General features: G+C 76.1%; 21 protein-coding genes. 15 read left to right on the top strand and 6 right to left on the bottom strand.

Annotation, left to right across the window (positions count from 1 at the left end; translation table 11 throughout):
* Nucleotides 1-63: 63 nt before the first annotated feature.
* Both OOT42_RS07070 and OOT42_RS07065 read right to left on the bottom strand, forming a co-directional pair.
* Nucleotides 64-345: a hypothetical protein gene (locus tag OOT42_RS07070; protein WP_273654177.1), complete on the bottom strand. Its 282-nt coding sequence runs from the start codon at nucleotides 343-345 to the stop codon at nucleotides 64-66.
* A gap of 3 nt (nucleotides 346-348) precedes the next feature.
* Nucleotides 349-726, bottom strand: a complete 378-nt coding sequence (locus OOT42_RS07065; protein ID WP_273654176.1) for a DUF3499 domain-containing protein — start codon at nucleotides 724-726, stop codon at nucleotides 349-351.
* 190 nt (nucleotides 727-916) lie between these two features.
* On the opposite strand from OOT42_RS07065, the gene OOT42_RS07060 reads away from it, so the two are divergent.
* Nucleotides 917-1,426: a metallopeptidase family protein gene (locus tag OOT42_RS07060; protein WP_423775974.1), complete on the top strand. Its 510-nt coding sequence runs from the start codon at nucleotides 917-919 to the stop codon at nucleotides 1,424-1,426.
* Between the two features lie 12 nt (nucleotides 1,427-1,438).
* Nucleotides 1,439-2,296, top strand: a complete 858-nt coding sequence (locus tag OOT42_RS07055; RefSeq protein ID WP_273654175.1) for a glycosyltransferase family 2 protein — start codon at nucleotides 1,439-1,441, stop codon at nucleotides 2,294-2,296.
* Nucleotides 2,297-2,359: 63 nt separating this feature from the next.
* On the opposite strand, the gene OOT42_RS07050 is transcribed toward OOT42_RS07055, so the two are convergent.
* From OOT42_RS07050 to OOT42_RS07040, 3 genes are read right to left on the bottom strand one after another with little or no spacing between them, the layout of a single operon-like run.
* Nucleotides 2,360-3,970, bottom strand: a complete 1,611-nt coding sequence (locus OOT42_RS07050; RefSeq protein WP_273654174.1) for a DUF5719 family protein — start codon at nucleotides 3,968-3,970, stop codon at nucleotides 2,360-2,362.
* Between the two features lie 23 nt (nucleotides 3,971-3,993).
* A complete protein-coding gene (locus OOT42_RS07045) occupies nucleotides 3,994-7,560 on the bottom strand; it encodes a glycosyltransferase (protein WP_273654173.1) in 3,567 nt (1,188 codons plus the stop codon).
* Nucleotides 7,561-7,611: 51 nt separating this feature from the next.
* Nucleotides 7,612-7,941, bottom strand: coding sequence for a WhiB family transcriptional regulator (locus OOT42_RS07040; RefSeq protein ID WP_273654172.1), 330 nt, complete (start codon nucleotides 7,939-7,941; stop codon nucleotides 7,612-7,614).
* A 219-nt stretch (nucleotides 7,942-8,160) separates the two neighbouring features.
* On the opposite strand from OOT42_RS07040, the gene OOT42_RS07035 reads away from it, so the two are divergent.
* From OOT42_RS07035 to OOT42_RS06975, 13 genes are all read left to right on the top strand, one after another.
* Nucleotides 8,161-8,886 (top strand): TIGR03089 family protein, encoded by a 726-nt coding sequence (locus tag OOT42_RS07035; protein ID WP_273654171.1) that lies wholly within the window; start codon nucleotides 8,161-8,163, stop codon nucleotides 8,884-8,886.
* A 143-nt stretch (nucleotides 8,887-9,029) separates the two neighbouring features.
* Nucleotides 9,030-11,297 carry a hypothetical protein gene (locus OOT42_RS07030; protein ID WP_273654170.1) on the top strand — a complete coding sequence of 756 codons (2,268 nt, stop codon included), beginning with the start codon at nucleotides 9,030-9,032 and terminating at the stop codon, nucleotides 11,295-11,297.
* 35 nt (nucleotides 11,298-11,332) lie between these two features.
* Entirely contained in the window at nucleotides 11,333-12,199 is an 867-nt protein-coding gene (gene rfbA / locus OOT42_RS07025; RefSeq protein ID WP_273654169.1) for a glucose-1-phosphate thymidylyltransferase RfbA, read from the top strand.
* Complete coding sequence (locus OOT42_RS07020; RefSeq protein WP_273654168.1) at nucleotides 12,196-13,311, top strand: DegT/DnrJ/EryC1/StrS family aminotransferase; 1,116 nt, start codon at nucleotides 12,196-12,198, stop codon at nucleotides 13,309-13,311. The genes rfbA and OOT42_RS07020 overlap by 4 nt, the downstream gene beginning before the upstream one ends.
* Nucleotides 13,289-14,257, top strand: a complete 969-nt coding sequence (locus tag OOT42_RS07015) for a glycosyltransferase family 2 protein (RefSeq protein WP_273654167.1) — start codon at nucleotides 13,289-13,291, stop codon at nucleotides 14,255-14,257. The genes OOT42_RS07020 and OOT42_RS07015 overlap by 23 nt, the downstream gene beginning before the upstream one ends.
* Nucleotides 14,250-14,657, top strand: coding sequence for a GtrA family protein (locus tag OOT42_RS07010; RefSeq protein WP_273654166.1), 408 nt, complete (start codon nucleotides 14,250-14,252; stop codon nucleotides 14,655-14,657). Before OOT42_RS07015 ends, OOT42_RS07010 begins: the two co-directional genes overlap by 8 nt.
* 2 nt (nucleotides 14,658-14,659) lie before the next feature.
* The gene (locus OOT42_RS07005) at nucleotides 14,660-15,658 is read left to right on the top strand and encodes a WxcM-like domain-containing protein (protein WP_273654165.1); all 999 of its coding nucleotides are present in this window, start codon (nucleotides 14,660-14,662) and stop codon (nucleotides 15,656-15,658) included.
* A gap of 89 nt (nucleotides 15,659-15,747) precedes the next feature.
* Nucleotides 15,748-16,386 carry a class I SAM-dependent methyltransferase gene (locus OOT42_RS07000; RefSeq protein ID WP_273654164.1) on the top strand — a complete coding sequence of 213 codons (639 nt, stop codon included), beginning with the start codon at nucleotides 15,748-15,750 and terminating at the stop codon, nucleotides 16,384-16,386.
* A 70-nt stretch (nucleotides 16,387-16,456) separates the two neighbouring features.
* The gene (locus OOT42_RS06995) at nucleotides 16,457-19,219 is read left to right on the top strand and encodes a peptidoglycan recognition protein family protein (protein WP_273654163.1); all 2,763 of its coding nucleotides are present in this window, start codon (nucleotides 16,457-16,459) and stop codon (nucleotides 19,217-19,219) included.
* A gap of 62 nt (nucleotides 19,220-19,281) precedes the next feature.
* The gene (locus tag OOT42_RS06990; RefSeq protein ID WP_273654162.1) at nucleotides 19,282-19,899 is read left to right on the top strand and encodes a dTDP-4-dehydrorhamnose 3,5-epimerase family protein; all 618 of its coding nucleotides are present in this window, start codon (nucleotides 19,282-19,284) and stop codon (nucleotides 19,897-19,899) included.
* A 1-nt stretch (nucleotide 19,900) separates the two neighbouring features.
* Nucleotides 19,901-20,842, top strand: a complete 942-nt coding sequence (locus tag OOT42_RS06985; RefSeq protein WP_273654161.1) for a glycosyltransferase family 2 protein — start codon at nucleotides 19,901-19,903, stop codon at nucleotides 20,840-20,842.
* Nucleotides 20,843-20,892: 50 nt separating this feature from the next.
* The gene (locus OOT42_RS06980) at nucleotides 20,893-23,148 is read left to right on the top strand and encodes a hypothetical protein (RefSeq protein ID WP_273654160.1); all 2,256 of its coding nucleotides are present in this window, start codon (nucleotides 20,893-20,895) and stop codon (nucleotides 23,146-23,148) included.
* Between the two features lie 41 nt (nucleotides 23,149-23,189).
* Nucleotides 23,190-24,674 (top strand): glycosyltransferase family 39 protein, encoded by a 1,485-nt coding sequence (locus tag OOT42_RS06975; protein ID WP_273654159.1) that lies wholly within the window; start codon nucleotides 23,190-23,192, stop codon nucleotides 24,672-24,674.
* A gap of 61 nt (nucleotides 24,675-24,735) precedes the next feature.
* On the opposite strand, the gene rfbD is transcribed toward OOT42_RS06975, so the two are convergent.
* Nucleotides 24,736-25,587 (bottom strand): dTDP-4-dehydrorhamnose reductase, encoded by an 852-nt coding sequence (gene rfbD / locus OOT42_RS06970; protein WP_273654158.1) that lies wholly within the window; start codon nucleotides 25,585-25,587, stop codon nucleotides 24,736-24,738.
* Between the last annotated feature and the right edge of the window lie 32 nt (nucleotides 25,588-25,619).

The raw sequence follows: 25,619 nt of genomic DNA, 5'->3' as shown, positions 1-25,619 counted from the left end.
CCGATCGGCTCGGACCGCACCGTCGCCCGCCACCTGCCGGAACGCCGCGCGTCGCCGCCCGGCTCAGGCCGTGCCGTCGCGCCCGACGACCTCGTCGCGCGACAGCGGCTCGCCGTCGCCGTCGAGCGCGAACCAGCCCGTCTGCTCGCACGCGGGGCAGGACACGAACACCGCGGGGCGCCCGCTCGACAGGGTCATCCGGATGCGGGTGAGGTCGGGCGACCCGCACTGCCGGCACGCCTCCGTGCCGGGCACCAGCGGTCCCGTCGGCTGGCTCATCGAGCCCAGCGGCTCCGGCGGCAGCGCCCCGCGCGACCGCGACGACTCCCCCTTGCGTCGCGGCACCGCTCAGCCCTCTCCCCGCAGCACGCGCAGGTGCCCGCGACGGGGCGCGTCCGCGAGCGTGTCGGGCACCGGCTCGGCCGCGGGCGCGGCGGCCGGGGCGGCGAGCCGTCCGCGACCCGCCTCACGCACGGCGTCGGCCAGCGCGAGCAGGTCGTCGCGGCTCGGCGCGGCAGGGGTGAAGTCCGGCGTCAACCGGACGACCTCCCAGCCGCGGGGGGCCGTGAGCCGCTCGGCGTGCTCGACGCACAGGTCGTAGGAGTGCGGCTCGGCGTGGTGCGCCAGCGGGCCCAGGACGGCCGTCGAGTCGGCGTACACGTAGGTCAGCGTGGCCACGGCGGCACGGCCGCACGCCGTGCGCGAGCACTGCCGGACGGATCTCACGGGGTGACCGTACCGCCCGTCGGCGACACGTGGCGTCCCCCACGCCGCACCGCGTCGCCCGACCGGGCGCGGAAGGTCCCCGGGCCCACCCCTGCGGGGTCGCACCGGCCCGTGCGAGGCGCGCCACGCCGGAGCCACGACCCGGCACCCGCTCCGGCCGTCGCGGGCCGCGCGGACTAGGGTTGAGCGCGTGACGTCCGCCGGCCACTCCCACGCTCCCGGGCACCGGGCCGGCCCGCTCGGTCGCCGCGGCGCCGCCCCCGCACCGGGCGAGGCGCGCGTCCAGCCGGTGCGGAGGCGCGACCGTCGTGGCCGGGGCCCGCGCGGCCCGATGATGCCGTCGACCATGCCCGCGTACCGCACGCGGGCGGAACGGTTCGACGACCTCGTCCTCGACGCCGTGGAGCGGCTCGAGCGGCGCTGGACCCGGCAGCTCGACGGCACCGAGTTCGCGGTCGAGGACGTGCCGCCGTCCAACCCGGCGCCGTGGGAGCACGGCGGGGTGCCGCTCGGCCGCTACTTCCCCGCCGACTCCGGGCTGCCCGCGCGCATCGTCGTGTACCGCCGCCCGGTCGAGTCGCGCGCCACGGACGCCGCCGACCTCGCGGACCTGGTGCGTGACGTCGTCGTCGAGCAGGTGGCGCACCTCCTGGGACGGGCCCCCGAGGACGTGGACCCCGGGTACGGTGACGCCCACTAACCTGGGCGCACGATGAGCAGCCCCGCCCCCACCGTCCGAGTCGTCTGCGTCGTCTACCACCCCGGCGAGGAGCTGGAGCGCTTCGCGCGCACCCTCGCCGGCGCGACGACCGCCCCCTACGAGCTCGTCGTCGTCGACAACGGCGACGACCCGACGGTCGCCCGCGAGGTCGCCGCACGGCACGGCGCCCGCGTGGTCGAGTCGGGCGCGAACCTCGGCTACGGCGGCGGCGCGAACCTCGGCGCCCGGGACGCGGCGTCGCCGTGGCTCGTCGTCGCGAACTCGGACCTCGAGTGGGGCCCCGGCTCGCTCGACGTGCTCCTCGCCGCCGGTGCGGAGCACCCCCGTGCGGGTGCGCTCGGCCCGGCCCTGCTCAACGTCGACGGCACCGTCTACCCGTCGGCCCGCGCGCTGCCGTCGCTCACCCAGGGCGCCGGGCACGCGCTGCTCGTCCGGGTGTGGCCCGGCAACCCGTGGACCCGGACCTACCGCGCGCAGCACGAGGACGGCGGCGACCAGCGCGAGGCCGGCTGGCTCTCGGGGGCGTGCCTCCTGCTGCGCCGGACCGCGTTCGAGGAGGTCGGCGGGTTCGACGACGGCTACTTCATGTTCTTCGAGGACGTCGACCTCGGCGAGCGGCTCGGCCGCGCCGGCTGGTCGAACCTGTACGTCCCCGACGCGCGCGTCACGCACGTCGGCGGCACGTCGTGGCGCGAGCGGCCCGCCCGCATGATCTCCGCGCACCACACGAGCGCGGCCCGCTACGTCGGGCGCCGCTACCCGCACGTCTGGCAGTGGCCCGTGCGCGTCGCGGTCGGGGTCGGCCTGCGCCTGCGGGAACGCGCGGAGCTGCGCGCCGCCGTGCGCTGACCGCAGCCACGACGCCGACAGCCCGGCACGGGTCGGAGAGGGCCGCCGGACCCGCCTGACCGGTCAGCGGGTCCCGAGGCGCGGGTCGTGCTGCACCGCGACGTCGGGTGCGCGCACGAGCGCGGGCACGGGCTGCAGCACGGAGAAGAGCACGCCGTCCGGCCGGGACAGCCCCACCACGAGCGCCCACGCCGCCTCGGTGCCGTCGTCGAGGACCACGTCCACGGCGCGCACGACGGGTGTGCCGGTCGGCGCCGCGAGGGACGTCGACGGTGTGACGACGCCGTCGCCGCCGACCAGCGCCTCGACGGACCACGCACCGGTCGTCCCGACGGGGACCGCGACCCGCCGCTCGGCCACGACGCGGCCGTCGTCACCGAGCAGGCGCACGGTCGCGGCCGCCGTGCCGCCGCCGTCGACCGAGTCCGCGGCGAGACCGGGTGCGGGGAGGCCCGCGAGCACGAGCGAGCCGGCCGTCGTCTCGGGCAGGACCGCGACGCCGCCGTCGGCGGGCGAGGACGACGCCGCCCACGCGCGTTCCAGGCTCGGCACGTCGTCGAGCTCCCCGGCCGCACCCGGCCGGGTGAGCACGGCGGACGCCACGACGGGCTGGTCGGCGTCGACCACGAGCGTGTAGGTGCCGGCGGCGACGCCGCCCAGCGGCACGTCGGTGACCTCGCCCGGCCGCAGCTCGACCGACTCGGCGCCGGGCAGCGGCGTCGGACCGTCGGGGCCCAGCAGGGACACCGCGGCGGTCGTGGCCTCCTCCCCCGGCGCGAGCAGCCGCAGCGCGCCCGCGTCCTCGTCGCCGACCTCGCTGCCCTCGACGGACACGCCCGTCACGACCTGACGGGTCGCCGGCGCCTGGCCGGGCACCACGAGGTCGGTGCCCGCCGGGGTGAACCCGTCGAGCGCGGAGTCCTGCAGGTGCGCAGCGACGCGCCCGCCGGTGGTCGAGACGTGCACGACGAGCCGGCGCTGCTCGGCCGCGACCGCACCGACCGGGACGACGCGCTGCGCGCCCGGCGCGACGAGGTAGCGCTCGCCCGTGAGGTCCACCGCGCCGGCCGGCCCCCACACCTCGATCGCGACCTCCGCCGGCGTGCTGCCGGCGTTGACGAGGACGAGCTGCGCGGTGCTCGTGAGGTCCGTCGCGCCACCGACCAGCCACGCGTCGGCCGTCGGGTGCTGGCACGACGCGGCCGACAGCCCGCGCAGGTCGCCCGCGGTGACGACGCCGCTGCTCACGGCACCGACGCGGGCGGGCGCGGTGTCGCCGGGCTCGGCACGGACGACGAGCGGCGACGCGACCTGGTCGACGGTCACGCCCTGCGCGCCCGACCCCAGCCGGGCCGGGGTCGTCGAGCCGTCGAGCGTCGTCACCGTGCCGGGCCCGGGCGTCGAGGACACCGCCGACACCGTCGTGACGGGGTCGACCGGGGTCGGGTCGAAGGCCGAGTCACCGCGGCCGGTGTCGTCGGGCAGCAGCAGCGGCCCGGCGCACACGAGGGTCGTCGCGGCGGGCGGGACGGGCACGTCGGCCGGGCCGAGCCCGTCCACCGCGGTGCCGGGCGCACCCCCGCCCGCGACGACGACGCCGGCGACGACGCCCGCCACGACGAGCCCCGAGCCCGCGCGCACGAGCCGACCGCGCCAGACGTGTCCCCCGCTCACGGCGCCTCCGTCCGTCGCGGCGTTCATGCCGTCACCCGGCGCCGCCGCACGGGCAGCGCGAGCAGCACCGTCACGAGCAGCACGGCGCCCTGCGCGGCGAGCCACGGCTCGCGGTCGGGCGGGTCGTAGCGGACGACGAGCCGCCCGCCGTCGGCCGGGACCTCGAACCCCTGCCGCCAGCCGGCGTCGACGGCCCGCAGCGACCGCCCGTCGAGCCACGCGCGCCAGCGGGCGTCCGCCCGCTCCGCGAGCACCAGGACGCGCGGCGCGTCCCCGGCCGTGACGTCGGCCTCGACCGTCCGCGCGCGTGCCGGGACCGCGACGGCGTCGACGGTCACGTCGCGCACGTCGGCGCCCTGGGGCACCAGGCGCGCCCACGCGGGCACGACCACGGGCGCCGTCCGACCGGGGGCGGCGGTGGCCCGCACGCGCCACAGGGTGCCCGCGGGCGTCTGCGTGACGCGCTCGAGCCCGGGCGTGGAGTCGAGTCGTGAGACGAGGTCGTCGCGCAGGGCGCGCGCTCCCCGGTCGGCGGCGCGGGTCGGGTCGAGGGACGGGACGAGGACGTCCGCGACGGCGAGCCCTGCGAGCTCGCCCGCCACGTCGCCCCCCGAGCCCGCGACCAGGCGCGCGACGAGCGCGTCGACCTCCTCGGTGGCGGCATCGGCAGCGCGGGCCTGCGGCGCGTCGAGGTCGCCGGTGAGCGCGCGCGTCGCGGTCGTGGCGGAGACGTCGTCGAGCTGGGGGCCGTCGCCGCTCATGAGCTGCCAGGTCGCGAGGGGGTCGCTGGCGTCGGTGCCGCGGACCTCGACCGCGAGGACGCGCGCGGCGAGCGGCGAGGCCTGCGCCTGCTGCCCGACGGCGGGCACGACGGTCGTCTCCTGGGCGCGCAGCGCGACGGCGTCGCCCTCGCGCGCCTCCCACGTCCACGCGCCGAGCACGGCGAGGGGCGCGACGACCGCGACGACGGTGAGCAGGCCCGCGAGCGGCTGGCGCCAGCCGAACGACGCCGCCGCGAGGCGCTCGCGCAGCCGGTCGGCGCCGAGCAGGGCCGCCGCAAGCAGGCCGGCCCACGCGAGCGACAGGCCGGGACCGGCCCAGCCGCGCACCGCGGTCGAGCCGTCGACGCCGACCGCGACGGCGGTCGCCGCGGTCGCGCCGGCCAGGCCGAGGGCCACGACCAGCCACGCGACGCGGACACCCCGCGCGACGGGTCGTCCGCGCAGCAGCGCGAGCCCCGCGAGCAGCAGCAGGACACCGCCCGGGACGAGCGGCCACGCGTCGGCGACGACCCCGTGCAGACCGTCGGGCACGAGCGCCGACGGGTCGGCGGGCACGCCGAGCAGCCGGGCGACCGGGTCGGCCGCCGTGGCCGCCTGGGGCAGGCCGGGATCGGCGAGCAGGACGCGCCACCCGGCGACCCCGCGACGCAGCGCCTCGACCAGCAGGGGGCCGGTGAGCACGAGCGCGGGCACGGGGACGAGCAGCAGCCGGGCGCGGCGGCGCGGCACGCCGAGCGCGACGACGAGGACGGCGAGCGTCCCCGGCACGAGGAGCGAGGGGGCGGCGGCGACCACGACCGCGAACGCGAGCGCCGCCCCGGCCGCGGCGGTCAGGGAGCCGGTCGGGTCGGGGGCGCCCACGAGACGCCGCGCCTCGACGAGGTCGACGACGGCCGCGGGCGGTGCGACGCGCTGCGTCGGGACGGTCGGGACGCCGCGGATCGGCGTGGCGACGTCCGCCTCGACGCGGTCCTCGTCGACGCCCTCCTCGTCGCTGACCGCGCGGCCGTGGGCGACGCGGTGCTCGCCGCCGTCGGCCTCGTCGTCGTCCGCACGTCGCGCCGTGACGAGCCCGGAGAGCACCTGGTCGACGCGCTGCACGCCGACCGCGCGGACCAGGCCGAGCGCGACCCACGGGAGCGCGGCGTGCGCGAGCACGGGACCGAGCCGCCCGTCGCCGAGCGCGAGCAGCAGCGCGGGAGCCGCGGCCCAGACGACGGCGGCCCACGCGCGCACGCCGACGGACCGTGTCGCGGCACCGGCGGCCGCCCACGCCCCGAGACCGGACAGCAGCACACCCCCGAGCAGGACCACGGCGACGGCGAGCGACGTCTCCCCCGCCGCGAGCGTGCTCGGCACGAGCAGCACCGCGAGCAGCGGGTCCGCGGGGCCGGGCGCGCCGAGCCCGCCCGCGACCCACCCCGACGTCGCGGCGCGCCACAGCCCGGCCAGGTCGGTCCCCGCGGCCAGCAGGGCACCGCCGACGACCGACGCACCGCCCGCGGCCGCGCTCACGAGGGGCCCGAGCGCGACGGCGGTCAGCAGCAGCAGCAGGACGAGCAGCACGACGAACGTGGCGCGGCGCCGCGACGCGAGCGCGGCGAGCTCGCGCAGCTCGAGCTCGCTCGGGGCGCGCACGACCCGCCGGGCCTCGGCACGCGACAGCCGGCGGTCCCGGTCGAGCGCCCAGACCTCGCGCCACCGCGCCTGCAGGGGACGCAGGGTGCGGCGCGGCAGCCGCCGGGTGCGGCGTGCCCGCGCGCGGGCCCGGGCGACGGCGTCGGGACGCAGGACTGCGGCGAGCGGCGCGCGCAGCTCGTCGACCGCGAGGCCGGGCTGCTTGGCGCCGAGCCGCACGAGCGACCGCAGCAGCCCCGCACCGAGGAACAGCAGCGCTGCGAACGGCGCCCACGCGAGCGGCACCGCGGCGAGGTGCTGGTGAACGGTGGCGCGGCGGCGCGCGGCGTAGGAGCGGTGCGGGTCGCCCGCGTCGTCGAGGCCGTCACCGTCCCGGTCGACGGGCGCGTCGTCGGCGGACCGCAGGCCGGCGTACGAGGCCTGCGCGTGCCGGACGACGGCCGCGGGCACGACGACCACGCGGTGCCCGGCGAGCCGGGCCCGGCGTGACAGGTCCTCGCCGTCGCCGAACGGCCCGAGCGCGGGGTCGGGCCCGTCGAGCTCGTCCCACACGTCGCGCCGGACGAGCGCGCCGACGAGGCCCACGCCCAGCACGTCCTCGCGGCCGTCGAGCTGGCCCTGGTCGAGCTCCCCCGGTGCCACGTCCGTGAGCCGGCGACCGGCCGGCGACGTGCGCAGCCCGACCTCGAGCAGGCGCTCGGGGTCCGTCCAGGTGCGCTGCTTGACGCCCGCGACCGCGACCGAGCGCGCGTGGCCGACGGCGCGCACGAGCTCCGCGAGCGCGTCCGGCGCGGGGGCGCTGTCGTCGTGCAGGAGCCAGAGCCACGTCGAGGGCGGCCCGTCGGCGCGGACCTGCGGGTCTGCGAGGGCGGCGCGCACCGCGTGCCCGAACGTCCGCGCACCGGGCACGTGCACCGTGCGCAGCTGGGGGCGCGGCGACGCGGACTGCCGGGAGAAGGCGTCCTCGAGGGCGCCGCCGACCTCGGGTCGGGGCGCGACGTCGACCAGCAGCACCCGGGCCGGGCGACGGGTCGACGCGGCGAGGGCCGCGAGCGCGTCGTCCAGGTAACGCGTCCGGCCCCGGGTCACGACGACCGCCGTCACCGGCGTCGTCACCGGGAGGGGTGCGGTGGTCGTGGGTGCGTCCACGGGCGGGAGGGTCTCGGTCATGCTCGGGCCATCCTGCCGTCCGGGGTCCGCGAACCCCTCGACCGACACGCGTCAGACGACCCGGCGCTTCAGCTTGCGGCGCTCACGCTCGGACAGCCCGCCCCAGATGCCGAACCGCTCGTCGTTCGCGAGCGCGTACTCGAGGCACTCGGAGCGGACGTCGCAGCCGGTGCAGACGCGCTTCGCCTCGCGGGTCGAGCCGCCCTTCTCGGGGAAGAACGCTTCCGGGTCGGTCTGCGCGCACAGCGCGCGCTCCTGCCACCCCATCGGGCCGTCGTCCTCGGGCGCACCGAACAGCGACAGCACGTTCGACGCGGGTGCTGCGGGCTTGCGGGCGTCGCTCGGGAAGGTCTCGTCGTCGTCGTCGAGCAGGTTCCACATGGCGTGCCTCCGTGCGGGTCTTTCGTGCGGTTCGTTCAAGGCTCGGCAGTGCGGCTCCCGCAGGACGCCGCGTGGTGGTGCTCGCGCATGAATCTCTTCTCAGGAATTACACGCGTGTCGTTCGAGGCCGTCAAGCCGAGCCGTGGTAGTTGCCCGGATATGTCGGGGTGAACTTGTGGCACACGGGTGAAGACGGCGTGTCGCGCCTACTCTGAGCCCGTGCCCGGAGCCACCATCGCGGACCTGCTGACCCTCGTCACCCGAAATCCCGGCCGTCCCCGGCTCACCTGGTACGGCGCCGACGGCGAGCGTGTCGAGCTCTCCGGCGCGGTGCTCGAGAACTGGGTCAACAAGACGACGAACCTCCTCGTCGAGGAGTTCGACGCCGCTCCCGGCACGCGCGTCGCGCTCGACCTGCCGCCCCACTGGCGGACGCTCGTGTGGGCGATGGCGACGTGGCGCTGCGGCGCGTGCGTCGTCCTCGACGGAGATGAGCACGACGTCCTCGCGACCCACCGGCCGGCACCCGAGACGCGCGGCGACGTGGTCGCGGTCGCGCTCGCCGCGCTCGCGCGCCGGTTCGACGGCCCGCTGCCCGGAGGCGCCGTCGACGCCGCCTCCGCCGTCATGACGTACGGCGACGTCGTCGGCTGGGCGCCGCCCGTGGACCGCGCCGCACCCGCCCTCGACGTCGCCGGCATGCAGGTCCCCCACGACGCCCTCGTCGCGCCCGCCGCCGTGGGCGCACGCACGCTCGTCGACGCCGGCGCCGCGGACGTCGCGACGTTCCTCCGTCACGCGCTCGGCGTCCTCGCGGCGGACGGGTCGCTGGTCGTCCTCGACGCCGCGACCGCCGGCCGGCTGCGTGCCGACCCGGAGGCGCTGGGCCGGCTCGTGACGAGCGAGCGGGTGGAGGTCGACACGGGCGTCGCACCGCGCGCCTGACCTCGGCGCCCCTCGCGGCTCCGCCGAGGACGGCCGCGGCACGTGGGACACTCTGTCCCCATGCGAGGAGTCGAGTCGCCGGTGCGCGCGAGGCGCGAGGCCGCCGGCTCCGCCCGCGTCCCGCTGAGCACCGTCGTCGCCCGATGAGTGCGGGGACCCCTGCTCCGCAGAACCCGGCGGAGGCGCCTGCGGACGAGGCCCGCCGCGCGCGCCGCCCCGCCGTCGCCCCTCGGCACGCCGACCGCGGGCCGGCCGGCCGTCGAGGCGACACCGACGACCGAGCGGACCGGCGTCGCGCGCTGCTCCGCGAGGCGGCGGTCGTGCTCGCGGTGCTCGTCGTCGTCCAGGCCCTCGTCTTCGGTCGCTACTGGACGGGCGCCGTCGTGCCGCCGTGGGACTTCCAGGGCAGCTACACGACCGAGGCGTTCGCCTGGTGGCGCGACGGCAGCTTCTTCCGACCCGTGCAGTGGATGCCCTACCTGTGGGGCGGCTACCCCGGGGCCGCCGGGCTGCAGAACAGCTCGTGGTACCTGCCGGTCGGCCTGATGAGCGCCGTGACGCCCTACGACCAGCACGCGGCCGCGGTGCTGTCCGGGCTGCACGTCGCGTTCGGTGCGCTCGGCGTCTACGTCCTCGCACGGCGCTGGCGCCTGGCTCCCGGGGCAGCCCTCGTCGCCATGGTGATGTGGCACTTCGCCGCAGGCTTCTACGCCAACGCGTCGCACCTCGACATCATGCGCGCCTACGCGTGGCTGCCCTGGGTGCTGCTCGTCGCGTCGCCCCGCTGGCCGTGGCGACGCCCGTGGGCGCCCGCGGTGGGCGTGCTGGTGCTGTGGCAGGCCGTGCTCGGCAGCTATCCGGGCATCCTCATCGTCACGGTCTACCTGGGTGCGGCCTGGGTGGTCCTGCACCAGCTCACGAGCCGCCCGCGACCGGGCGACTACCTGCTCCCGCTCGTCGCCGCCGGTGCGGCAGCGCTCCTGCTCACCCTCGTGCGGTTCCTGCCCGCCTACCTGACCCGCGGGGCGGCGGGGGCGGGCGACGGCGACACCATGACCTGGACCTGGGAGCTGCTCGGCACGCTCTGGTACGGCTACGGGGACCGGAGCCTGCCCAACGACATCACGATGCGCTCGCTGTTCCTGCCCGCGACCGCGCTGGTCGCCGTCGCCTTCGTGCCGTGGCGGGCACCGCTCGCCCGGGTCGCCGCCGGGACGGGCCTCCTGGCGATCGTCATCGGCGCTCCCGACGCCCCCTGGTCGGACCTCGTCGACCAGCTGCCCGCGCTGGGCGTCAGCAGGTTCCGCCTGTCGGACGTCAAGCCGTTCCTCCTGCTCTGCGTCGTCGTGCTCGCAGCGACCGGCGTGGACCGCGTCACGGCGTACGCCCGACGCGGTGACGCGCGGGAGCCGTCGCGCGTCCTCACACCGGGGCGGGTCGTCTACCTCGTCGCCCTGCTCGTGACGGCCCTGGTGGTGGGCGCGCACGGCCCCTTCGACCCGACGGAGCGGTGGGTGCAGGGGTCGGTCCTCGTCGTGACCGCCGCGCTCCTGGTCGTCGCCATCCGCAGGGCGTCGCCCCTGCCCGTGCTGGTCGGGTCCCTGGCGGTCCTCACGCTCGCGTCGGGCGTCGTGTGGGCGACGTCGACCCCCAAGCCGTGGTCGTTCCCCCGGGAGACGGCGGAGATGCGCGCGTTCCACGCACCCGTCGCCGAGCTCCTCGCGGAGCGGGACGCCGACACGTCCGCCGTGCGGCGACCGGCACGGACGAACGTGCTGCCGACGTTCACCGGGCACAGCGTCGACGCGTTCTTCGGCGCAGGCGGCGGCCAGGCCTTCTACTCCGGGCACCTCGGGTTCGACGGCTACGCCAACCTCAAGGGCACGCCGACCTTCGAGCGGATCGTCGCGACGCTGCAGGACGACGCCACGCGGGCCGACGCGTGGGCGTTCTGGCGGGCACCCGGCATGGTCGTCGCGTCGGAGGGCGACGCGCTCCCCCCGGCGAGCCGGTCGCGGGCGTGCGCGCGCGAGGCGGCGTGCGGGCTGGTCGCGACGGCCCCGGAGTCGTACTCGCCGGAGCCCCGGCTCGTGTACCGGGTCGTGGTCGACCGCCCGACGACCGTGGCCCTGAACGAGGCGTACTACGACGGCTGGCGCGTCGAGGCGTGCCCGGACCCCTCGGGGCCGTGCCGGCAGCTCGCCGTGCACGCGGGCGACGGCGGCCAGCTCGTCGCCGACGACCTCCCGCCCGGCTCGTGGCAGCTGTCGGCGACGTACGTCCAGCCGGGCACCGCGATCGCCTGGTCGCTCTTCGCGGTCGGCGCCGCCGGAACCGCCCTGTGGACGGTCGCGACCGCCCGGGCAGCGACCCGGGCGCCCCGACGACGTCGACGGAACGCGGGCGAGTAGGAGAACGGACCGGCGATGGGACAGACTGTGTCCCCATGCGCGGAATCATCCTGGCGGGCGGGTCCGGCACCCGGCTGCACCCGATCACCCTCGGCGTCAGCAAGCAGCTCGTCCCCGTCTACGACAAGCCGATGATCTACTACCCGCTGTCGACGCTGATCCTGGCGGGCATCCGGGACGTCCTGGTCATCACCACGCCGCACGACGCGGAGCAGTTCCAGCGTCTGCTGGGCGACGGCTCGCAGTTCGGCATCTCGATCAGCTACACGGTGCAGGCGGAGCCCAACGGTCTCGCGCAGGCGTTCGTGCTCGGCGCCGACTTCGTCGGGAACGAGGCCGCCGCGCTCGTCCTCGGCGACAACATCTTCTACGGGCCCGGGCTCGGGTCGAAGCTGCAGCGCTTCTCCGACATCGACGGCGGTGCGGTCTTCGCGTACCGCGTGGCCGACCCGACCGCCTACGGTGTCGTCGAGTTCGACGCGGACGGCCGCGCGCTCTCCCTCGAGGAGAAGCCGGCGCAGCCGAAGTCGTCGTACGCCGTCCCGGGCCTCTACTTCTACGACAACGACGTGGTGGCCATCGCGCGCGACCTCAAGCCGTCCGCGCGCGGCGAGTACGAGATCACCGACGTCAACCGCGTGTACCTCGAGCAGGGCCGTCTCCAGGTGGAGGTGCTCCCGCGCGGCACCGCGTGGCTCGACACCGGCACGTTCGACTCGCTCCTCGAGGCGTCGGACTACGTGCGCACCATCGAGCACCGCCAGGGTCTCAAGGTGGGCGCACCCGAGGAGGTCGCGTGGCGTCGCGGCTTCCTGAGCGACGACGAGCTGCGCGAGCGCGCCGACCGCCTCGTGAAGTCCGGCTACGGCACGTACCTCCACAGCCTCCTGGACGCCCGATGACGCTTCCCGGGACGGCCACCCTGCCGGCGGTGCCGCTCAACGACCTGTCGCGCGCGCTCGCCCACGACCGCAGCCTCGTGCTCGACACCGTCGCCCGGGTCGTCGACTCGGGCTGGCTCGTGCACGGGCCCGCGCACCGCGGCTTCGAGTCCGCGCTCGCCGACTACCTCGGCACCCCGCACGTCCTCGGTGTCGCCTCCGGGACCGACGCGCTCGAGATCGCGCTGCGCGCCGTGGTCCCGGCGGACCGGCCCGTCGTCGTGACCGCCGCCAACTGCGGCGGTTACACGACGACCGCGGCCCGGCGTGCCGGGTTCGGCGTGCGGTACGCCGACGTGGATGAGGACACCCACCTGCTCACCGCCGAGACGCTCGCACCCGTCCTCGGCCCGGAGGTCGGGGCCGTCGTCGTGACGCACCTGTACGGCCGGGCCGCCGACGTCGCCGCGGTGCGGGCGCTGTGCGCGCCGCTCGGCGTCAAGGTCGTCGAGGACTGCGCGCAGGCGCTCGGCGCGCGCCGTGCCGACGGCATGGTCGGCGCGCTCGCCGACGTCGCGACGTTCTCCTTCTACCCCACCAAGAACCTCGGCGCCCTGGGCGACGGCGGCGCGGTCGCGACGGCCGACGACGACGTGGCGGCGGCCGTCGCCGAGCTGCGGCAGTACGGGTGGCGCGGCAAGTACCGCATCGCGCGGGACGGCGGCCGCAACTCCCGCCTCGACGAGGTGCAGGCCGCGGTGCTGTCGGCACGGCTGCCGCACCTCGACGCCGGCAACGCCCGGCGGCGCGCGATCATCACGGCGTACGCGGAGCGCGCGTCGTCGCGCGTGCGCGTCCTGCCGGCGGACGACGCGTCGCACGCCGGTCACCTGGCCGTCGTGACGACCGACCACCGCGACGAGCTGCGCGAGCACCTCGCGGCGGCGGGCGTCGGCGTCGACGTGCACTACCCGGTGCCGGACCACCGGCAGCCCGCGCTCGCGGCGGAGCACGCCCACGTGACGCTGCCCGTCACCGAGCGGCTCGCCGCGTCGGTGCTGTCGGTCCCGGTCTTTCCGGAGCTACGAGACGACGAGGTGGAGCGGGTCTGTGACGCACTCGAGCGGTTCTGACGACGCGATCCTCTACTCGGTCGTCGTCCCGGTCTACGGGAACGCGGGCAGCGTCGCGGCCGTCGTCGAGCGTCTCGAGAAGGTCGCGACGCACCTGACGGGCCGGCTCGAGGTCGTCTTCGTCGTCGACGGTTCGCCCGACCGCTCCCTGGACGTGCTCCAGCAGGTGCTGCCCACGGCGGGGATCGACAGCCAGCTCGTCGCGCACTCGCGGAACTTCGGCTCGTTCGCGGCCATCCGGACCGGCATGGGCGTCGCGCGGGGCCGGTACATCGGTGTCATGGCGGCGGACCTGCAGGAGCCGCCGGAGCTCATGATCGACTTCTTCGCGGCGCTCTCGGCCGGCACCGCGGACGTCGTGGTCGGCCGGCGCGAGGCGCGCGCCGACCCGGCGCTCAACTCGCTCATGTCGCGGACGTTCTGGGGCATGTACCGCCGGACGATCAACCCCGCGATCCCGCCCGGCGGCGTCGACGTGTTCGGCTGCACGCGCGAGGTCGCCGACGCGCTGCTCGCGATGCGCGAGGCGCACTCGAGCCTGGTCGGGCTGCTCTACTGGGTCGGCTACCGCCGGCTCGAGGTGCCGTACGAGCGCGTCGAGCGCACCGAGGGCAAGTCGGCGTGGACGCTGCGCAAGCGCGTGCGGTACCTGCTCGACAGCGTGTTCTCGTTCACGGACATCCCGATCAGCGTGCTCAGCACGGTCGGCGTCCTCGGCGCGCTCGTGACGCTCACCGTCGGCGTCGTCGTGCTCGTCAGCTACCTCACGGGCCGGATCGACGAGGTCGGCTACACGCCGCTCATGCTCGTCATGCTGTTCTCGACGTTCGTGCTGCTGTCGGGCCTCGGCGTCGTCGGCTCCTACGTCTGGCGCGCGTACGAGAACAGCAAGCAGCGGCCGCTGTCGGTGTCCGCGTCGCACGAGACCTTCGACGCGCGTGGCTGACGAGCGACGCGGCCTCCTCGCCTCCGGCTGGCGCTTCCTGCTCGCGGGCGGCGCCAACACGGCGGTGACGGCCGTGCTGCTCGCGCTCCTGTCCACCGTGCTCGACCCGCGTCTCGCCTACACGCTGGTCTTCGCGGCGGGCGTCGTGCTCTCGACGGTGCTCGCGGACCGGTTCGTGTTCGGCGTCCGCATGGACGTGCGCACCGCGCTGCTGTACGTCGGGATGTACGTCGCGGTGTACCTCGTGGGGCTCGTCGTGGTCGGCGCGATCCAGTCGGCCGGCCTGCCCGAGTACGCGAGCGCGCTCGTCGTCCTCGTCACCGCGCCGCTCACGTTCGTCGGGGGGCGGCTGCTCACGGGCCGGCTGCACCGGCGGCGCTCCGTCGAGAGCGCGACCTGACCATGTCCACCGACACCACCCGCACCGGCGCGGCCGACCCCGGACCCGCACCCGAGGAGAACCCCCGTATGAGCGTCTTCGTCCACCCCCAGGGCATCTGCGAGTCGACCGACGTCGGTCCCGCGACGCGCGTCTGGGCGTTCGCCCACGTGCTGCCGGGGGCGAAGATCGGCGCCGACTGCAACGTGTGCGACCACGTCCTCGTCGAGAACGACGTCGTCGTGGGCGACCGGGTGACGCTCAAGTCCGGCGTGCAGCTGTGGGACGGCATCCGGCTGGGCGACGACGTCTTCGTCGGCCCGAACGCGACGTTCGCGAACGACCGGTACCCGCGCAGCAAGCAGTACCCCGAGGAGTTCCTGCAGACGGTCGTCGCCGACGGCGCGTCGATCGGCGCCGGCGCGGTCATCCTGCCGGGCGTGCGGATCGGGCGGCGCGCGATGGTCGGCGCGGGCGCCGTGGTGACCAAGGACGTGCCCGCGAACGCGGTCGTCGTGGGCAACCCTGCGCGCATCGTGAGCTACGTCGAGGCCGACGACGTGCAGGTCGTGACGCCCGAGCCCGCCACCGAGCCGCGGTCGCTCGCGGGCGGCGCGCGGCTCGTGCCCGTGAAGGTCGCGAGCGACATGCGGGGCGCGCTGGCCGCGATCGAGTTCGCGCAGGACCTGCCCTTCGTGCCGGCGCGCTTCTTCGCGGTGTTCGACGTGCCGTCCAAGGACGTGCGCGGCGAGCACGCGCACCGCGCCTGCGAGCAGGTGCTCGTGTGCCTGCGCGGCTCCGTCACGTGCATCGTGGACGACGGCACCGAGCGCACGCAGGTACGGCTCGACACGCCCGGCGTGGGCCTGTACATGCCCGCGATGACGTGGGGGACGCAGTACCGCTACAGCGCGGACGCCGTGCTGGGCGTGTTCGCGTCGCTCCCGTACGACGCGGACGACTACATCCGGGACTACGAGTCGTTCGTCGAGGCCCTGCGCGAGTCCGGCGCGGACGCCTGAGCCCCGCGCGGCGGGTGCCGGCGCCCGCCTGACGATGGACGGTGCCCGGACACCTTCCTCGACCGCGCCGACGCTGGCAGCATCAGGGCATGGGAGACGCCGAGCGCCCCACCGCGAGCCCGGAGTACGCCGACCGGCTCGTCCGACGGTCGACCGCCCGCTGGAAGTCCCTGCTGCACGCGCAGGCGCCGTACCAGTGGCACGTGCGGCGCATGCGGCTGGGCCGGGCCGTCGACGTCGGGTGCGGCATCGGGCGCAACCTCGGGAGCCTCGACCCCGGCTCGGTGGGCGTCGACCACAACGCGCACTCGATCGAGGTGGCGCGCGCCCGCGGCCTCGACGCGTACACCGACACGGAGTTCTTCGCGGACCCGGTGCTGTCCCGCCCGGGGTCCTACGACGGCCTGCTCGTCGCGCACGTCGTGGAGCACCTCGACGCCGGGGAGGCGGTCGACATCCTGCGCCGGTACGTGAAGGTCCTGCGTCCTGGCGGCTCGGCGGTGTTCGTCACGCCGCAGGAGCGCGGCTACCGCAGCGACGCGACGCACGTGCGGTTCAGCGACCACGCGGTGCTGCGCCGGCTCGCGGCCGACCTGGGCCTGGTCGCCGGCCGCCAGTACTCGTTCCCCCTTCCCCGGGTCGCGGGCAAGGTCTTCACGTACAACGAGTTCGTGCTCGTGACCCGGCGTCCCGGCACCGCCCCGGAAAGCGCCTCACGCGGGTCCTGAGGCTCGGTGTGTCGTCCCCGGCTCCCCGCACCGCCTGTGGTCTGCTGGGGCGGTTCCGAAGGGGGAAACGATGACGACGGCTGCGACTGTGCTCCTCGCGCTCACGTTGGCGGCGACCGGTGCGCCCGCACCAGCGGCGGTGCTCGCCCCGCCGGAGGCCGCGACGACGACGCAGGCACGCACCGCTGCGGCGACGGACGCCGGGACGGCACCGAGCACCGTGGAGCTCGACCTGTCCGGCGTCGAGCGGACCGCGCTGGACGACCTGCCCGCGGCCGCGCCTCTGCCTGCCGAGTCGGTCGACGAGGGCGAGACCGCCGCTCCGGCCACGGCGGACGGCAGCCCGACAGGCGACGCCGCGCCTGCGCCCGACGCGGCGACGCCCGCGCCCGCGACGTCCCCCGAGGCCGCACCCCGTGCGCTCGGCGACGCGACCGCGCCGTTGACCGCGGCACCGTCGGCGACGCCCACCGCGACGCCGTCGCCGGCCGCCACGGCGTCCGCGGCACCGACCGCGGCACCGACCGCCCCGCCGGCCGCGCCGCCCGCGACGGAACCGACCACCACCCCCGACGTGCTCACCGCGCCGCTCGACACCGCACCGTTCTCGGTCCTCGGCATCACCTGGGACGCGGCCGCGCCGCAGTCGGACGACACGGTCGTCCGCTACCGCACGCGGCACGCGGGCGAGTGGACCGACTGGCAGGCCGTCGGCCCGTCGGACGTCTCGCCCGACGCCGGCTCGCGCGAGGCGGGCAGCGGCCGGCGCGGCGCGACCGACCCGATCGTCGCGCTCGACGCCGACGGCGTGCAGGTGTGGGCCGAGTCGGCGAGCGGTGGCGTGCAGGGGCTCAAGGCCGTGCTGGTCGACCCGGGCACCGACCCGGACGACGCGGCGCCCCAGGCGGCGCCCGCGGCCCTCGCCGGTGCCGGGCCGGAGATCCGCACGGCGGCCGACGTGATCGCGGCCGCACCCCCGCCGCCCACGATCATCACGCGCGCGCAGTGGGGCGCCGACGAGTCCCTGCGCACCTGCGAGCCCGACCTGTCCACCGAGGTCGTCGCCGCGGCCGTGCACCACACCGCGTCGAGCGCGAGCTACTCCGCGGACGACGTGCCGGGCCTGATCCGCGGCTTCTACGCGTACCACACGCGCCCCGAGGCGGCAGGCGGCCGCGGCTGGTGCGACATCGGCTACAACTTCCTCGTCGACCAGTTCGGCCGCGTGTTCGAGGGACGCGCGGGCGGCACGGACATGCCGATCGTCGGCGTGCACACGGGCGGCTTCAACTCGCGCACGTTCGGCGTGGCCGCGATCGGCTCGTTCGACACCGTGCAGCCCAGCTCCGCGATGACCGAGGCGATCTCCCGCACGATCGCGTGGAAGTTCGCGCTGCACCGGATCTTCGGCTCGCAGAACGTCTCGATGGTCTCGGGCGGGGGCGCGTCGAAGTACCCGGCCGGGACCGTCGTCACGTTCCCGACGATCTTCGGGCACCGCGACGCGCAGCTCACGTCGTGCCCGGGCCAGCGCCTCTACGACCAGCTCCCCGCGATCCGCGCGCGCGTGTCCGCGCTCACCGACGTCGCGTCGCAGGAGACCCCGTTCGGCTCGTGGGACAGCACCGTCACGACGCAGAGCTCGATCACGGTGACCGGGTGGTTCATCGACCCCGGCACCTCGTCGCCCATCACCGTCCGCCTCCGGGTCGACGGCCGCGAGACCGTCGCGACCGCGGACGTCGACCGGCCCGACGTCGGTGCCGCGTTCCCCGGCTACGGGTCCCGCCACGGCTATCGCGTCACCGCGCCCGCGGGGGCCGGACGGCACGCGGTGTGCGTCATCGGGGCGAACGTCGGGGAGGGCTCCGACCGCATGCTCGGGTGCCGCCACGTGACCATCACGAACCCGCCGCCCGTCGGCCAGATCGACTCCGTCGCGCTCGGCGTCGGGACAGCGACCGTCACCGGTTGGGCGCGCGACCCCGACACCACCGACCCGGTGGACGTGCACGTGTACGTCGACACGGGCGCCACGGCGACCCGTGCGAACCTGCCGCGCCCCGACCTGGCCCGCTACTTCCCCAGCACGAACCACGGCTTCCAGGTGACCGTGCGGGTCCCCGCGGGCACGCACACGCTCTGCGTCTACCCGATCAACGTGCCGGCGGGCGACAACCCGGCGCTGTCGTGCCGGACGGTCGTCATGGCCGCCAACCCGCCGGTCGGCGCGCTCGACTCGGTCGCGCTCAGTCCCGGCACGGGCCAGGCGACGCTGAGCGGCTGGGCGCGCGACCCGGACACCACGTCGCCGATCGACGTGCACGTCTACGTCGACTCGGGCGGCACCGCGACGCGGGCCGACAAGCCCCGTCCCGACCTCGCGCGCTACTTCCCGACGTCCGACCACGGGTTCGACGTGACCGTGCGCGTCCCGGCCGGGCAGCACCGGGTGTGCGCGTACGCGATCAACGTGCCCGCGGGCGACAACCCGTCGCTCGGGTGCCGCGTCGTCACGATGCCCGCGACACCTCCGGTCGGCCAGGTCGACGCCGTCGCGGTCGGTGCGGACGGGCGGACCGTGGTGTCCGGCTGGGCGCGCGACGCCGACGCGACCGGCCCGATCGACGTGCACGTGTACGTCGACGCGGGCGGCCGTGCGACGACGGCGAACCTGCCGCGGCCCGACCTGGCGCGCTACTTCCCGACGAGCGACCACGGCTTCTCCGCGGTCGTGACCGTCCCGCCGGGCAGCCACCGGGTCTGCGCGTACGCGATCAACGTGCCCGCCGGCGACAACCCTGCGATCGGCTGCCGCACGGTCACGCGATGACCGGGACGGGCGACGGCGCCCGGTAGGCTGGCGCGTCGTCGTCGTCGAGGGAAGGACCGACCGTGGAGTTCCGCGAGCTGGCCGTGCCGGGTGCCTGGGAGATCACGCCGCGGCAGTTCGGCGACCCCCGAGGGGTGTTCCTCGAGTGGTTCAAGGCCGAGCGGTTCACCGAGGTCGTGGGCCACCCGCTCGACCTCCAGCAGGCCAACTGCTCGGTGTCCGCCGCGGGCGTCGTGCGCGGCGTCCACTTCGCCGACGTCCCGCCCGGCCAGGCCAAGTACGTGACGTGCCTCAAGGGCGCGGTGCTCGACGTGGTCGTCGACATCCGCGAGGGGTCGCCGACGTTCGGCACGTGGGACACGGTCCTGCTCGACGACACGGACCGCCGCGCGATCTACCTCGGCGAGGGCCTGGGCCACGCGTTCATGTCGCTCGAGGACGGCTCGACCGTCGCGTACCTGTGCTCGACCGGCTACGCGCCGGAGCGCGAGCACGGCATCCACCCGCTCGACGCGGACCTCGCGATCGCGTGGCCGACGACGGCCCGCGACGGCAGCCCGCTCGAGCCGCAGCTGTCCGAGAAGGACGCCGAGGCGCCGACGCTCGCGCAGGCCCGCGCCGCCGGGCTGCTGCCCCGGCTGGAGGACGTCGAGGCGTACCTCGCCTCGCTGCGCGCCTGACGTGACCGCGTCGTCGCCGCGCCCCGACGGCGGTCCCCGGGTCGTCGCGGTCGTCGTCACCCACCGGCCCGAGGTCGACGCCACCCTCGCGCTGCTCGACGCCCTGGTCCCGCAGGTCGCGCGCACGGTCGTCGTCGACAACGCGAGCGGCCCGGACGTCGTCGCACGCCTGCGCGGCGCGCTCGACGCGAGCGGCGGCGAGGTCGTCGCGCTCGACGAGAACCGCGGCATCGGCGCGGCGCAGAACGTGGGCATCGCCCGCGCGCGCCAGCTCGGCGCGACGCACGTGCTGCTCTCCGACCAGGACTCCCGCCCCGCGCCCGACATGGTCGCGCGGCTCGTGGACGACCTCGTCGCGCACCCCGTCGCGCCCGACGGGCGACCCGTCGCCGCGGTCGGTCCCGTCATCGTCGACCCCCGCAACCCGGGCGCGATCCTCGTCTTCCGCGCGCGGCGGTGGGGCCCGCGTCGCGCCGTCCTGCCGGAGAGCGGCACGCGCGTCGACGCCGTCTTCCTGCTCGCGTCGGGCTGCCTGCTGGACCTCGCCGCGCTCGACGTCGTCGGGCCCATGAACGAGCCGTGGTTCATCGACCACGTGGACCTCGAGTGGGGCCTGCGGGCGGGCCGCGCAGGGTACGACGTGCACGCCGTCGCGGGGGCCGTCCTCGAGCACTCGCTGGGTGACCGCACGCAGCGCATCCCGGGCCGTGAGCGGGACGTGCACCTGCACTCCCCCGTCCGCAACTACTACATGGTCCGCAACACGCTCCTGCTGGTGCGCTCGGGCCTGCTGCCGCGCGCCTGGCGCTGGGGCTACCGCTTCTGGATCACGAAGTACGCCGTCTTCTACGTGCTGTGCGTCGCGCCGCGCGGCGTCAGGACCGGACGCATCCTGCGCGGGCTGCTGGACGGCGCCCGGGGCCGGACCGGACCGGCCGCATGAGCCCGGCACCCTCGACCGCCCCGAACACCGCACCGCAGGAGGACCGACCGGTGACCGCGACGACCGCCGCCCCCGCCCTGCCGAGGTCGCCGCGCGTGAGCGCCCGCACGCGCGCGCTCGCGTCCGAGGCGGCCGTCGTGGTCGGCCTCCTCGTGCTGCTCGAGCTCCTCGTGCTCGGCGGCTGGCTCGCCGGCAGCGTGAGCCCGCAGTTCGACTTCCTCGGCGGCTACAACGCGGAGGCGTTCGCGTGGTGGACCGACGGCGGGTTCTTCCACCCGCTCGAGTGGATGCCGTACGCATGGGGCGGGTACCCGCAGGCCGTGGCCGTCCAGGGGTCGACCTGGTACCTGCCGGTCGGCCTCGCCGCCGCGGTCAGCGACTTCACGATCCGCACCGCGGCCGTCGTGCAGGCGCTGCACGTCGCGTTCGGCGCCCTTGGGTTCTACGTGCTCGCGCGCCGCTGGGACCTCGGCCGGGCGACCGCGACGCTCGCCCTCGTGGCGGGGTTCTTCGCGCCCGGCTACTTCGCGAACGCGCAGCACGTGGACATCGTGCGCGGCTACGCCTGGGCGCCGTGGGTGCTCCTCGTGCTCTCGACGGCGTGGCCGTGGCGCCGGTGGTGGGGCGTCCCGCTGGCGGCCCTGGTGCTGTGGCAGGCGGTCGTGGGCATGTACCCGGGCATGGTGCTCGGGTACGCGTACGCGGGCGCGGCGTGGGTCGTGCTCACGCAGGTGCTGCTGCGGCCGCGTCTGCGGGACTACCTGGTCCCGCTCGCCGCCGCGGGCGTCGCGGCCGGGATGCTCGCGATGCTCAAGTTCCTCCCGGCGGTCGCCGTGCGCGGCTCGGGGGAGGCGGGCGTCGAGTTCTCGGAGTTCGACCTCGGCATCCTCGGCACGGTGTTCTTCCCGTACGACGGCGAGAACCTGCCCATGGACATGAGCATGCGGTCGTACTTCCTGCCCGCGACCGTCGTCGCGCTCCTCGCGGTGGTGCCGTGGCGCGACGCCCGGGCCCGCGTCGCCGCGGGCACCGCCGCGGTGTGCGCGCTCCTCGCGCTGCCGGTGTTCCCCTGGTTCGACGAGCTCGCCGCGCTGCCCGGCTTCGACCTGAGCAGGTTCCGGTCGAACGACTTCAAGCCGGTGCTGCTCGCCGCGGTCGTCGTCCTCGCGCTCCTCGGCCTGTCGCGCGCGGTCCGCAGCGACGCGCTGCGCCGCATGTCCGGCGACGCCCTGCACCTCGCGTGGCGCCGCCCGTGGGTGGTCGCCGCGCTGGCGTGCCTCCTGGTCGGTGCCGCGGGCGTCGGTGCCGTCGCCGGCTTCACGGTGACGCGGTGGGTGCCGCCGTGGACGATCCTCGCGACGGCCGCCGTCGTGGTCGTCGTGCTGGTCGGCGTGGGCAGCCCGCGCTGGCGCGCGCTCGTCCCGGACGCGCGGCTCGTGGCTGGCGTGCTCGTCGCGCTCACGGTCGTCTCGGGCACCGCCTGGGCCTTCTCGACGACCCGGCCGTGGCGCGCCGAGCGGGTCGCGGCCGAGACGGGCACCTGGGGCCGGACGACCGACGACATGGTCGCGTCGCGCGGCGAGGCCGTCGCGGACGGGCGGAGCGCGGTCGTGCCGTCCGACCGCCGGCCGGCGCGCACCCCGCTGACGCAGGAGCCGGTGCCGATCATCGAGTCCCAGAACATGTGGAACGACGCGTACTGGACGGGCGTCGCCGCGGTCGGCGGGTACACGAACCTCAAGGGCAGCGAGGCGTTCACGCGCGCGTTCACGTCGTTCCAGGACCCGGCGACGACCGTGGACGCCCGCGCCTGGTACGCCGCACCGGGCGTGCTGCTCGCGGCCGACCCCGACGACGTGCCCGACCCTGCGGACGTCGACGCGTGCGCGCAGGACGGCGACTGCGGCCCGGGCACCACGGCCACGGCCGCCGGCTACGAGCCCGGTCACCTGCGCTACGAGGTCTCGACGACGGGCGGGCCGGTCCAGCTCAACGAGGCCTGGTACCCCGGCTGGGAGGTGCGTGCGTGCCCGGCCGGGTCCGACGACGGCTGCGTCGAGCCCGCGACCGAGCCGTCCGCGACCGGCACGATCGCGACCGAGCTGCCGGCCGGCGACTGGGTCGTCGACGTCGACTACCGGACCCCGGGCCTCCGCACGGCGTGGACGCTGTTCTGGGCCGCCGTCGGCGGGCTCGTGCTGTGGGCCGCCTCGGTCGTCCTGCTGCGCCGCCGCCGGCCCCGGACGCGGGAGGCCGTCCCGGCACCGGAGACGGCCCCGGACGACGACGGCGCGCCGGTAGTCTGAGGCCGCGTCGCCGACGCCCCGACCCACCTCCCGAGGAACCCGTGAGCCTGCTGCGTACCCGCCCCCGCCCCTCCGACGCCGACGCGGACGCCGTCGCGACGGCACCGGTCCGGTGGCTGACCGTGGTCCTCCCGCCGCTCCTGGTCGTCCTCGCCGCGCTCCTGTCCGTCGGCCTGCACGTCCGCGCGTACACGCTGGTCGGGCCGATCGACGAGCTGCAGCACATCGACTACCTGTACAAGAGCCCCGACGTCGTCGCGCCCGGCGACCGCGTGGACGACGAGGCGATGGCGGAGGAGGCGTGCCGCGGCCTCGACTACCCGGGCTTCGAGCTCCCGCCGTGCGAGCCGGGCGGCGACTACGAGCCGGACGACTTCCAGGAGAGCGGCTACAACACGGCCTCCGCGAACACCCCGCTGTACTACTCGATCACGCACGCCCTCGCCGCCCCGATCCTGTGGCTCACGCCGATCGACAGCCTCGTCACGGCCGGGCGCCTCGTCGGCGGCCTGTGGCTCGCGGCCGGGCTCCTGCTCGCCTACGCCGCCGCGCGCCGCCTCGGCGCGGGCCGGTGGGCGACGGCCGCGGTGCTCGTCGTGCTCGCGTGCGTGCCCGCGATCGTCTACCCGTCGTCGACCATCACGCCCGACGCGGCGACGTTCGCCGTGGGCGCCGGTGCCCTGCTCGCGGCGCTCTGGTGGGAGGAGCGGCCCGGCCGACGGTGGTGGGTGCTCGCGGTCGTGACGGCCGTCGCGCTCGCGATGAAGATGACGAACATCACCGTCCTCGTCGCGATCGGGATCTACATGCTCGTCCGGCTGCTGCTGCCCTGGTGGCACGCACGCCGCGGTCGGGCCTCCGACGCGACGGCGCCGGTCGACGACGTCGCGGCGCAGGACGGCGTCGAGCCGAGCCCCGCGGCACGCGCCGAGATCGCCGCGGCGACCGCGACGGACGACCCCGGCACCCGTGTCACCGCGCGGCAGTGGCTCGTCGGCGGCGGGACGCTCGCGGCGACGGCGCTCGTCGTCGCGGTGGGATGGCTCGTGGTGCAGGAGCAGCTCACGCACGGCGACCTCGACAAGATCCCGATGAACCAGCTCTTCCGGGCGACCGCGCTGAGCCTTCCGCCGCTCGTCGGCTTCCTCGGGAGCTGGCTGACGCCGCTGTCGAGCGCATGGGCGGCGGTCGGCCGACCCGAGCTCACCGAGGCGCTGCAGCGGCTCGGCGGCCTGCTGCTGTCGGCCGGGTTCCTCGCGGCCGCGGTGATCGGGTTCCGGCCGCTGCGCGAGCGGGTGCTCGCCTGGGCGACCGTCCTCACCGGGCTGACCGGGGCGTCGGCGTTCATCGTGCTGAGCTTCTACGCGCAGTCGCTGTACGTGCCGCCGCCCGCGCGCTACGGCTACGCCCTCGTCCCGGCGATGGCCGTCCTCACGGCGGCCGGGCTGCGCACGCGGCTCGCGGTCGTCGCGACCGGGGCGCTCGCGGTGGTCGCGGTGGTGTTCTCGGTCCTGCGGCTCGTCTGACCCGCCGACACGAAGGCCCCCGACCGGTCGGACCGGTCGGGGGCCTTCGTCGGTCAGGTCGTCAGCGTCCGGCCAGGACCGACGGCGCGGCCTGCTCCCACCGCTCCGCCCAGTCACCGATCGGCTCGACGCCCGCGGCCCGCAGCGCGTCGTGCCCCAGCACCGAGTACGCGGGACGCGGGGCGGGACGCTCGAACGCCTCGCTCGTCGTCGGGCGCACGATCTGCGGGTCCATGCCCGCGGCGCCGACGATCGCCTGGGCGAACCCGTGCCACGACGTCCGGCCGGACGACGTGCCGTGGTAGACGCCCGCGGGCGCACCCGCGTCGACCAGGCGCACGACCAGCGCCGCGAGGTCCACGGTCCACGTGGGCTGCCCCACCTGGTCGTCGACGACGTCGAGCCCGCCGCGCTCGCGCGCGACGCGGGCGATCGTCTTCGGGAAGCACGGGCCGCCCGCGCCGTAGAGCCAGGCGGTGCGCACGACCAGGTGGTCGGGTGCGCCGGCCCGCACGGCCCACTCCCCCGCGGCCTTGGTCCGGCCGTAGGCGGAGCGGGGCGCGACCTCGGCGTCCTCCGCGTAGGGCGTGTCCGCGTGGCCGTCGAACACGTAGTCCGTCGAGATCTGCACGAGCCGCGCACCGTGCCGGCCCGCCGCGGCCGCGAGCCGCTCGGCGCCCACGGCGTTCACCGTGAACGCGGCACCCTCGCTGGTCTCCGCGTCGTCGACCGCCGTCCACGCGGCGCAGTTGACGACCACGTCGACCCCCGCGACCGCCGCGTCGACCGCGGCCGCGTCCGTGATGTCGACGTGCTCGCGGTCCGCCGCCGTGACGTCCTCGCCCCGCTCCCGCAGGAGCGCCACGAGGTCCTGTCCCAGCATCCCGTGGGCACCCGTCACCAACCAGCGCACTGCACTCTCCTCGCGTCGGGGAAACTCCGGGT

The sequence above is a fragment of the Cellulomonas fimi genome (genome assembly GCF_028583725.1).
Lineage (GTDB): Bacteria > Actinomycetota > Actinomycetes > Actinomycetales > Cellulomonadaceae > Cellulomonas > Cellulomonas fimi_B.
The sequence above is the reverse complement of the archived record's forward strand: the minus strand, read 5'-3'. Positions and strand labels throughout refer to the sequence as shown.